At 31.7% G+C, this 10,234-nt stretch carries 5 protein-coding genes and 1 pseudogene; all 6 read right to left on the bottom strand.

Annotation, left to right across the window (positions count from 1 at the left end):
- A pseudogene (locus tag J2Z38_RS10275) lies at nt 1-3,710 on the bottom strand (Eco57I restriction-modification methylase domain-containing protein); the annotation flags it as partial.
- A 1,633-nt stretch (nt 3,711-5,343) separates the two neighbouring features.
- Complete coding sequence (locus J2Z38_RS10270; RefSeq protein ID WP_209775192.1) at nt 5,344-6,309, bottom strand: DNA cytosine methyltransferase; 966 nt, start codon at nt 6,307-6,309, stop codon at nt 5,344-5,346.
- On the bottom strand, nt 6,302-8,023 hold the full coding sequence (locus J2Z38_RS10265) for a DNA topoisomerase 3 (RefSeq protein ID WP_209775191.1): 1,722 nt from the start codon (nt 8,021-8,023) through the stop codon (nt 6,302-6,304). The genes J2Z38_RS10270 and J2Z38_RS10265 overlap by 8 nt, the downstream gene beginning before the upstream one ends.
- 91 nt (nt 8,024-8,114) lie before the next feature.
- Entirely contained in the window at nt 8,115-9,098 is a 984-nt protein-coding gene (locus J2Z38_RS10260; RefSeq protein WP_209775189.1) for a nucleotidyl transferase AbiEii/AbiGii toxin family protein, read from the bottom strand.
- Entirely contained in the window at nt 9,091-9,702 is a 612-nt protein-coding gene (locus tag J2Z38_RS10255) for a DUF6088 family protein (protein WP_209775187.1), read from the bottom strand. The genes J2Z38_RS10260 and J2Z38_RS10255 overlap by 8 nt, the downstream gene beginning before the upstream one ends.
- Nucleotides 9,703-9,775: 73 nt before the next feature.
- Nucleotides 9,776-10,234 (bottom strand): CD1107 family mobile element protein (locus tag J2Z38_RS10250; RefSeq protein ID WP_209775185.1); only part of this gene is annotated, 459 nt, incomplete at its 5' end.

The following is a 10,234-nucleotide window of genomic DNA, read 5'->3' as shown; positions in this document are numbered from 1 at the left end:
GTACCAGTAGCAAATACAACTCCCTTGCCATCTGTCATTTCATCCATATACCTACATTTCATATACATATCCGAAGACTTAAAGGCTTCACTTTGACCGATACCCGCAACATTTCTCATCTTTGTATGCAAGAATAAGTTTTTGTAATTATGAGCTTCGTCTATAAATAACTTATCTACTCCTAGTTCTTCAAAGGTTATAACATCATCTTTTTTAAAGTCATCATTTAGCTTTTCAAGTCTTACCAAGAGTTTCTTCTTTGTCTTTTCCAGTTGTTTTACTGTGAAATTTTCTCCTCTATTTCTTTTGTTCTCATCAATAAAGGAAACTATATCATCTATTTGGTCTTGTATATGCCTTACCTGGTATTCCTTGGACATTGGTATTTTTTCAAATTGAGAGTGTCCTATGATGACTGCATCATATTCTCCTGTTGCAATCCTACCAATAAATCTTTTTCTATTTTTTGGTTGAAAGTCTTTTTTATCGGCCACCATAATGTTTGCTGACGGATATAATTGCATAAACTCTCTACCAATTTGAGTAGTTAGATGGTTAGGAACTACAAATAATGATTTACTTGCAAGTCCTAACTTTTTAGATTCCATAGCAGAAGCTACCATTTCAAAAGTTTTTCCTGCTCCTACTACATGGGCAAGTAGTGTATTTCCACCATATAAAGTCCTTGCTATGGCATTTTTCTGATGTTCTCGTAGTCTGATTTCAGTATTCATTCCATCAAAAGTTAAGTTAGAACCATCAAATTCTCTATTTCTAATTGAATTGAATTTTTCATTATAAATCTTCTCTAGCCTATATCTTCTATCAGGATCTTCAAATATCCAATTCTTAAATTCTTCTTTAATCAGCTCTTGCTTTTGACTTGCAAGCATAGTTTCTTTTTTATTCAATACAGAAGTCTTAGAACCATCATCATTTATTACTTGGTCAAATACCTTTGTATCTTTTAGATTAAGGGCATTTTCAATTAGCTTATAGGCATTCACTCTACTTGTACCATAAGTCATGTTAGCAAGGTCATTAGTCGAGTCAACACTTTTACCTTCAATGTTCCATTCACTTGTATGTGGTGAAAACCTAACATTTATATTCCACCTATCATAACCTGGTGTTTTTAAAAGATTAAAGGTAAAGTCTTCTATATCTTTTTGAGGTATCCAAGTTGCTCCTAACCTTACATTTATATCAGAAGCAGTGAGTTCTTCAGGCATAACTTCTTGTAATTTTTCTCTTTGATATTTGAGTTTGCCTAACTCGTTTAATAATGTATCTTTCTTTTCAGAAGGTGCTAAATCTATTACATTTTCGATTTCTCCTATATATGAATTGAGATAGCCAATTTTTTCTCTAATATTGCCACTTAAATATTCATCAGCTGATACATATGAAAAATGAAATGGATCGTCATTATTAAAGTTTTCAAAGGGCATTCTGTTATTTATTAGGTCTGTGTCCTTAATATCCAAAAATATCTCGCCCTCAAGTTCACCAATTAAGGTATCCCTGTCTTTATTAGTGATAGATTCCATATATTCAAAATCTACATATCCCTTTTGTGAAACTGATAAAACTAAAGCTTCAAGGGAAGTATCTACATGGTCTACTACCTTAGCCTTTGTGATTGTTCTTTTTGAGAATATATCACTCTTTGCTTTGAAATTATCCTCATCATCAAGTATTTCTATTGATGATACCAAAGGAAAGTTTGAGTCTTCCTTTAAGGCTCTAGTGTTTGATAAGGAGTTAATAAAGCCATGTTTCTTTGAAAAGTTATCATAGACTTCATTTAACTTTGCTTGTGATTCTTTTATTTCTTCGTCTGAAAAATCGTCCTTTTGTTTTTCTATTACATCTTTCAAAGCATTCATTACATCAAGATAATCTTTTATTTTTTCTTTGTTTTTATCTGATATATTCTGCTTAATTAAGACTGAGTTTTCTCTTAGGTAGACCTCTTCATCAATAATGGTATAGGAAAAATTTTTAACATCATCTGTTGCTGGTAGACTTAATTCTTCATCTTCCAATAGTTCGACCTCTTCATATTTTGCATTTGAAGATATTTCCTTACTTGCAAGATCCATTAAATCTTTTAGATTTTCGTCTTCTTTTGCATCACAAGTGATAGTATTGCCAAATCTTCCAGATACTTCTTTCATATCCCCTAGTACCATTTGAGGATTATCTACGAAATATTTGTTGTAAGTCAAACCCTTATTATCAGTTGTTAGGTGTATCCAATCATCATCTCTTTCAATAACTGAATCCCTCTTCTTTAAGAAAATAATATCTGAAGTAACTTCTGTACCAGCAAGTCCTTTAAATGTTGTATTAGGAAGCCTCATAGCTCCTAAAAACTCACATCTTGCATTAATATATTTTCTAACAGATTCATCTTTTTTATCCATAGTTCCAGATGAAGTTATGAAGGCGATAATTCCTCCATTTCTTACCTTATCTATTGACTTTGCAAAAAAATAATCGTGAATCAGAAAATTATTTCTGTTATATTCACGATCGTTAACTTTAAAATCTCCAAAGGGAACATTTCCTATAACTAAATCGAAAAAGTTATTTGAGAAGTTTGTTTCTTCAAAGCCTTTAATTTGAATATTAGCTTCAGGATAGAGCTCTCTTGCTATTCTTCCGCTTATGCTATCTTTTTCTACTCCATAGACTTTAGACGCTTGTATTTCACTTGGCATATTACCAATGAAGTTACCAACTCCTGCAGACGGTTCAAGGATATTTCCAGTCTTAAATCCCATATCTGTTAGAGTCTTATATATTCCATCCATTACCTCTCTAGGTGTATAAAACGATGTTAAAGTAGACTCTTTAGCATTCACATACTCTTCATTTGTTAGATTTTCTTTTAAAATGTTTCTTGCTTCGAGCCATTGACCTCCCTTTTCTTCATCAAAGACATCGGCAAGACCTCCCCAACCTAGATAATCAGCAAGATAGGCTTGTTCATACTCTCTTGGACTCCTATTTTCATTTTCAAGTCTTTTTAGCATTTTAATAGCTTTTATATTTTTATCTAGCTTTTCTGATGGTGTAAGGTATTCTGAGTAGATATGATTTTTTAAGTCATAATTTCTAGCAAAACTTAGTCTTTCCTTATTAGATTCATAGCCTAGATTCTTTAAATCTTCTTTACCCCTCAATAAGTTTTCGGCTGCTTGTCTTGGCACATCATACCTATCCATCATTTGGTCAATTTCAGGATTGTGGTTATCAATAAAGCTTTCTTGTTCTACTTGTCTTTCAATTTGTTTTTCATGGTCAGATAATTTGTATATCTCATAGTTTCCACTATCTAAAAGGTCATCAATCTTTCTACTTTCTTCAAATGTTTCACCCTTATATAAAGGAAATTCTTCCCCATTAACTTCTACCTTAGTTCCTGTTTCAATCAAGTTAATTCCATCAAAGGTATTCTCATCTTCGAAAATAAATTCCTTACCAACCTTTACTGCTAGTTTTTCTGATGTTTGACTTAGATTTTCAAAGATTTCTTCAAGGTATGAATCGTTTCTATATGGAATTACTTCCGAACCCCTAATCATACCTCCCATATATTCCATATTATCTCTAATGGTTACAGTTTTAAGTCCTCCACTTAGTTCATCAAAATCTGTAATAGTAAAGTCCTTATCTTTATATCTAACCTGATCACCTATCTTAAATTTAGGCTCTATCTTTTCCTGAGTTTCTTCTTTTAATGATTTTTCCTCACTTAGTGCAACTTGTTCTTCTAAATATGAAAATTCACGCTCATTTACTTCTTCACCATCACCAAGGTCAACCCTATAATGCTCGACAACTTCTCCGTCTACATAGTGGTCAAAATAGAATTTGAAATATCCGATATAATCATCAGTCATTTCTCCAAATTCATTTTCTCCAAGAGTTTGATTATGGTCTTTAACATCAATATCTTTTTGTCTTAGGACATTAATTAAATCTTTAGTTACTATCTGCCCACTATAATCGGGAACTAATTCGTGGTTTTCATTAAATTCTACAATCCAATAATCTTTTCTATTTTCAGTGTTTTTGCCATCAAAAAAAGAAGCTTCATCAGCTTCCTTTTCTTGGCTTATTTCGTTTTCTAAGCTTCCACGTATTCCTTGGTTGCCATTTTCTTGACTGTTGCCATCAAGTTGTTCATCTGTCCTTGGTATTCCTCTGGATTCTCTCTCATCATCTTCTCTGTCAATCCTTGTGCTTTCATCATTTTGACTTTCTCTCTCTTGATAAAGTCCACTGCCTGATTCTGGATTTCCTTCAGATGGTTCAAAAGTGTTTTCTCCTCGTACATTTCCTGAAGTTTCTTCCAGTTCTCCATGTCCTCGCTCCCTACTAGGTAAGACAGTCTTAGAACTGCGTATGTCGGATTCGGAAATCTCTCCATAAATTCCAGATCCTTCTCCATCATATCCAAGTTTTTCTCTTCGATCTTCATTGCTATTTCTTCTGTCGCTTCCATCTGTGAAAACTCGTTCATCTCTAATTCTTGAACTATCATCTCGTCTATATAAATCATCTTTACCTCCTCTATCTTCGTTTATATTTTCTATATCTTTATTATAGTCGCCACCGGCCCTTTCTGTCAGCAGCCTAGCACGATCTATTTCCTTAGATTTTTCTATTGTTCTATCTATAATATCTTCACTAACCCTTGATATTACAAGACCTATCTGCTCTAAAGAAATTGTATTAATCCTAGAAAAATTATTTTTTAAATTTTCCATATCCATAGGGTAGACTGTATTAAACCTATTAGCTACCGCATAGGATATTGAGTCTCTCATAAACTTTTCAAAGCTAAGTCTATCCTCTATATCTATCCTTAAATCAGCAAGAGCCAAGTTAATATATTCATCTCCATAAATTCGACTTAAAGAAAATATATTTTCATTAAGTGAATCACTAGCTTCAAATGAAGAAGCATTTATTATTTCTTTTAAAGCCTCGTTATGGTTTTCGTGATCAAACTGCCATAAGCTAACCTCATTGATATTCCTATCCATTGATGTGGTTTGACTAATATCGAAAATATATGAAACTCTTTGATTTACATCACTTCCAACTAAAATTGGAATACCCTTTTGACCTCTCATAACAACTCGACCAAAATATTTCTTCCACATGTCAAAAGTCGCACAAGCTCTAGCTTCAGGTTCCTTGTTATATATACTCAATTGGCTAGAAAAATCATATTTCTGATTGTTACCTATAACTTTTAAGAGTTTTAAATATTCTTTTTCATCTTGCAAAACTTCATACTTTATAGCTTCTTGTATATTCTTAAAATCATTTACTTGCATTTCCTACCTCCATTCTATGAATTTCTTTTATAATAGCCATTAAAACATCAACCACAATAGAATTGCCGGCCTGCTTATAAAGCTTGCTTGAAGTACAATTTTTTCTTCTTGGATGTGCTTCTTCTAGTTTGTTAATATCAATGTCATCAAAACCCATGAGTCTTAAACATTCTCTTTCTGTTAAATACCTATATTTACCATTTCCAATATCTATTATTCCAGAATTAGGTACTCTCATCTGTTTTGTAGAAATAGTATAAGAAAAATCTTTAATCACTTTTAGTCGCCCTCTAAAACTGTTGTCTATACCTTTATTTAAAAATTTCAGCATATAAGGTTGGGTCATGGTGTAAAGTTCACTTACATCCTTTTCCAAAAATTCACTTAGTGGTCTTGTTTCTTTTCTCTCCAATTTATTAAAAGAAAAGTTATTTGCTCCAAGACATGAAACAACAAATATCCTTTCTCTTTTTTGAGGTATGCCAAAGTCCATTGCATTTAAGATTTCATACTTGCTTTCATATCCTAGGCTCTCTAACTCTTTTAGATAAATAAAAAAGGAGTCCCTCATATTTCTATCAAGGACTCCCTTTACATTTTCCCAAATTATCCATTTAGGTTTTTCTTTCATTTCTTTAATTATTCTAATTGTTTCAAATAGTAAGCTTGATCTAGTTCCTGAATTCTTTACTCCTCCCTGCTTTTTTCCTATTCTTGAAAAGTCTTGGCAAGGACTTCCATGCATAATTAAGTCTATCTTCTCATTAGGAGCTTTATATCCTACTACTGATTTTGGCTTATAATCTTCTCCATAAAGTGCATTGTATGATTTAACACAAGCCTTATCTATTTCTACATAATCAACTACTTCATAAGGTATCTTTAAATTAATAAAAGCCTTTCTAATAGCACCTATGCCACCGAAAAGCTCTAATATTTTCACCTTATTCATTTAGATTATTCTTGTACCTACCTACAAGCTCCCTTATACTATCTTCTATTTCTCTTAAAAAGTCTTCTTTATCTACCTCACCAGAGCTAATCTTTGCAAGTTTCATTTCCCATTCAGATGTTGTTTCTGCTGATTTAAACTTATCCTCTACAATCGATACAAGCCTATTGCCTTTTTCTGTTACAAGTAAGTTTTTCTTATCTCTTCTTATGAGGTCCTTATGGATAAGATTTTCAATAATTCCTGCTCTTGTTGCTGGTGTTCCTAAGCCTTTCCTTTCTACTTCTATTTCTTTATCCAAAGACTCTACTCCTGCATTCTCCATAGCCTTTAAAAGTGTATTTTCATTATAATGACCTGGAGCTTTTGTAAATTTTTCCGATATGTTTTTAGAAGTTAGCTTAATTTTATCTCCAGTCTTTATATCTGGTAATTCATTTTCTTGTTTTCCCTTTCCATAAATCTTTAGATACTTTGTATAACCTTCATCGATTACAGTCTTGCCACTTGCATTGAAGTTAAATTTATCATATTCATATCTAATTTTTCTACTAGATTCCTTTAAGTTACCCGAACATGAAGCAAGTAATTTATTCTTAATTAAATTATAGATTTTGCTTTCTTTATCAGATAGACCTTTGGCTTTTCCAATGCCAGATATAGTAGGAATAATCGCATAGTGGTCTGTAACCTTAGATGAATTAAAAATAGACTTAAAGTTTGATTCGTTGATTTTAAAATCTTCTTCAAGTCCTTCTAATAATTCTTTCATAGTATTTACCATATCATCGGTTAAATACCTGCTATCCGTTCTTGGATATGTGATTAGCTTCTTCTCGTACAAGCTTTGTGCCAGGTTTAAAGTGTCATTTGCTGAATACCCAAAATATTTATTTGCTTCTCTTTGTAAGGTAGTGAGATCATAAGGCTTATCTGGTTTTGTGCTTATTTCTTTATCTTCTACCTCTGTAATAACTATTTCATCTTCTAGTAGATTTAATAGTTGCTCTGCAACTTCAATTTTATCAATCCTATCAGATACAAGCTTCAATCCTCCATAAGATAGGTCAACTGTATAATATTTTTGCTTCTTAAACAGGTTTATTTCACTATCCCTTTTAGCTATTAAATATAGAGTTGGAGTTTGTACTCTACCGACTGAATATGTTTCCTTGTAAATGCAAGAATAAAGCCTACTTAAATTCATTCCTACCAGCCAATCCGCAATTGCTCTTGCACTTGCCGATCTATATAAGTCTTCAAAGTTTTCTCCGTCTTTAAGATTTCTAAAGCCATCTTCAATAGCTTTGTTTTCCATTGAAGATATCCAAAGTCTTTGAATCTTCTTCTTACATTTAGCTTGATTATATACAAGCCTAAAAATAAGTTCTCCCTCTCTTCCAGCATCACAAGCATTTATAACTGTGTCGATGTTCTTATCGTTTAAAAGTTTCTTTAAAATTCCATATTGTTTTTTAGTGCTTTTAGATACTTCATAAATATATTCTTCTGGGATTATAGGAAGAGTGTCTATTGTCCATTTCTTCCATTTTTCGTCTATCTTATCTGGACTTGCCATTTGAATTAAATGACCTACACACCAAGAAACAATGTATCCATTCCCCTCATAATATCCGTTTTTTCTTGTTCTTGCTCCAATTACTTTTGCAATTGTAACTGCTACACTTGGCTTTTCTGCTATTACTAACTTCATTAATACCTCCTTAAATAAAAAAAGAGCGAAAGATTTCTCTCTCGCTCAAAATATTTCTCCCGAATATCGTATTATTTTCGGAAGAATTCTATTACTTATTAATTTCTTTTTCTAGTTCTTGAAGAACTTTTATAATCTCTTCAAAGTTTGGATAGTCTCCATAAATCATTTCTGCCATAGCCTTATAATCTTTTTCTATTTCAGAAAATCTAAACTCTCTTGGAACTAACTTCAATCTACCATTTAATGTATCTTCATACCTTGCCCACTTTCTAGGGTAGAATTTCATTTTAAATTCAGTCACTTTCTTTAGTAATTCTTTGTCCTCTAAGGCTTTGTTTTTAAAATCTGAATTTGCTATTTTATATAGGTCATAAAAATGTCTTGCATACCTATGTGGCATAGGAGAAGATTCTGGTCTATTTGCTTCGTGATGAAGTATTGTTGCCTTTTCCCAAAAAGTTCTCTCTGCTGATACTGTTCTTATATTAGTTTTTTCTTTAAATATATTTGGGTAGGCTTCGCTAATTATCGGCAAAACTTCAACATCAATTGCAGGTGTCCATGCTGCAAGGCTTCCTATTTCAAGCCTTATATTTTGTGTTAAATAATTAGATTCAAAGATTTTAGGATATTTACATAGAATTGTTTGTGGATCAAGAGTATCAATCATAAATTCAAAGTCCATGTCCTTGAAATCTTGTTCTAAGACTTTTAATAATTCATCTCTTAAAAATTCTTCTGTCTTTTCATTGACTTCTTTGTTGAATTTATCCTGTTTAGTATTTGATCTTTCTAACCAAGGTTCTTTTTCTTCGTAACCTAATACTCGCCAATCTAAGATTAGATCTATATCTTCAGAAAATCTTTCTATAAGTCCAAAACATTTTGAAAGTGATGTTCCACCTTTAAAGGTTAAATAACCTTTCCATTTGTTTTCATTAAATAGATAGTCTAAGATAAAAGTAACCCAATAGTCTTTTTCAATTACTGCTTCAGATATATTTTTCTTTCTGGCTGTATTTACTATTAAAACTCTTAAATCGTCTTTGTTTTCTATATAAAACTTATTCATTTTTGCCCTCACAAATTTCTCTTATTACTTCATATATCCATGATGGAACTGATTTTGACTCATTCATTAAGTCTGTTCTTTCTTTTTCAGTTAAATTTTCTCTTATCTTTTGTATAACTTCGTTAGTTATATTTTCTTTACCTAAAGACTTAATTGCTTGAATAACTGTTGCAGTCTTTAAGGACATATTGGCAATTTCTCCTGGATTTACTTTTTTAAATTCTAAAACCGTATCCCCAATTTTATATTCCTTATATCTTCCACTGGATATATATTTATAGTGAGTTGGAACTTGTGTTGAAAGTCCTAATAAGTTTAAAGCTGTACTATTATATGGTGCAATATTCCAATTATATTTTCTTGCTATGGCAAGTGCTAATTCGTGAATTGATACTGCTTCATACTCTCCAATTAACTCGCTATATCTTGGATTGTAATAAAAGCCATCAATTACACGTTTAATTTTTCTTTCATTAACCATTCTATTCAATGTCTTTCTAGCAGTTTCATAAGAAGCAATATCTAAAAAGTCATTAGCAAAAAATACTTTATGTGAGTCAAAATCATTTATTCTATTTGATATTTTTTCTGTATATGAACTCATTACAATCCTCCTTTGTCCCAAATATCATATCATATCTGGGACAAAAGTTCAATTGTACTTAAATTTAATATTCTTATAATAGTTCATCATCTTCATCTAAAGATTCTTCGTGAGTTTCATCATCGTCATCATCTTCTGACTCACTAATATAATCCTCATCATCTTCTTCAAAGTCTTCCAACATTCTATCTTCCTTAGCTTTGACTACTTTAAAATAATATCCTGCTCCTACAACTCCTCCAATTACAAGTGCAATAATTAGAAATGAACCTATCCCACTTTTCTTTTCTTCTTTTACTGGTACAGCCTTAGGTTCTTCTTTTTTTACTTCTTCTTTCTTAGGCTCTTCAACCTTTATAGTATTTTTATCTTCTGATTCAATCATATTAAGTAGGTCTTGCTCTCCTACTTCTGTCAATAGCCTTACATTATCTTGATTTGATGAGTGATCCACTATTAGGTGCATAGTTTTTCCACTTTTAGTTTGAAATGTTAAAAATTGTCTTACATCTACTGGATTTTCTTTATCTTT

The sequence above is a fragment of the Anaerococcus degeneri genome (genome assembly GCF_017874475.1).
GTDB lineage: Bacteria > Bacillota > Clostridia > Tissierellales > Peptoniphilaceae > Anaerococcus > Anaerococcus degeneri.
Note: the sequence above shows the minus strand (reverse complement) of the source record. Positions and strands in the feature narration are given on the sequence as shown.

Excerpts from the sequence above, each read along its gene's own strand:
- J2Z38_RS10265 (WP_209775191.1), bottom strand. The coding sequence starts at position 8,023 with ATGAAGTTAGTAATAGCAGAAAAGCCAAGTGTAGCAGTTACAATTGCA.
- J2Z38_RS10255 (WP_209775187.1), bottom strand. The coding sequence starts at position 9,702 with ATGAGTTCATATACAGAAAAAATATCAAATAGAATAAATGATTTTGAC.
- J2Z38_RS10270 (WP_209775192.1), bottom strand. The coding sequence starts at position 6,309 with ATGAATAAGGTGAAAATATTAGAGCTTTTCGGTGGCATAGGTGCTATT.
- J2Z38_RS10260 (WP_209775189.1), bottom strand. The coding sequence starts at position 9,098 with ATGAATAAGTTTTATATAGAAAACAAAGACGATTTAAGAGTTTTAATA.